Source organism: Oleiphilus sp. HI0132 (assembly GCF_001635845.1).
In genome coordinates this window covers 1-660 of sequence record NZ_LWGJ01001800.1, presented here as the reverse complement: position 1 = coordinate 660, position 660 = coordinate 1, and the positions used below count along the sequence as shown (strand labels likewise).

General features: G+C 39.8%; 2 protein-coding genes. Both read left to right on the top strand.

Translation table 11 applies throughout. The features are described from left to right. Positions 1-16 precede the first annotated feature (16 nt). A complete protein-coding gene (locus tag A3766_RS27295) occupies positions 17-259 on the top strand; it encodes a type II toxin-antitoxin system Phd/YefM family antitoxin (protein ID WP_068510966.1) in 243 nt (80 codons plus the stop codon). After that, positions 256-519, top strand: a complete 264-nt coding sequence (locus A3766_RS27290; RefSeq protein WP_068510968.1) for a Txe/YoeB family addiction module toxin — start codon at positions 256-258, stop codon at positions 517-519. Before A3766_RS27295 ends, A3766_RS27290 begins: the two co-directional genes overlap by 4 nt. The last annotated feature ends 141 nt before the right edge of the window (positions 520-660 follow it).

The window sequence follows — 660 nt, the reverse complement described above, 5'->3', positions numbered from 1 at the left end:
GTTCAGGAGAATAAAGATGAATATTCTTACGGCAAGTGAAGCCAGGGCAAACTTATACCGGCTTTTAGATCAAACTTCAGAGACTCATCAGCCAATAACTATTTCAGGCAAAAGAAATAGCGCTGTATTAGTCTCCAGTGAAGACTGGGAGTCAATTCAAGAAACCCTTTATCTTTTAACTGTTCCGGGTATGAGAGAAAGCATTAAAGAAGGAATGGCAGAACCTATTGAAGATTGTTCTAAGGAGCTTGATTGGTGAGTTGGGAACTCGTATATACCAAGCAAGCTCAAAAAGATGCAAAGAAACTTGCTTCCTCAGGTCTCAAAAGTAAAGCAAAATATTTGCTGCAAGTTATCGAAGAGAATCCGTTTCAAACACCACCACCATTTGAAAAATTGGTTGGTGATTTATCTGGTGCAATTTCACGACGTGTTAACATCCAGCACCGGATTGTTTACCAAGTTTATGAAGAGCAAAAAGTCATAAAAGTTCTGCGTATGTGGACACATTATGAGTAATACCAAAATTTGTTCAGCTAACAAGTTGCTCAAGTCGGATTGTGGTAAATTGTCATCTTGTTTGCAAAGAGCCGCAAACAAACCGCCAATTCACCACAACCGCTTAGCAAGGCGTTAGGTTTCCGAGTGCCCAACAATTAG

Coding starts and splice junctions, on each gene's coding strand:
- A3766_RS27295 (WP_068510966.1), top strand. CDS start 17: ATGAATATTCTTACGGCAAGTGAAGCCAGGGCAAACTTATACCGGCTT.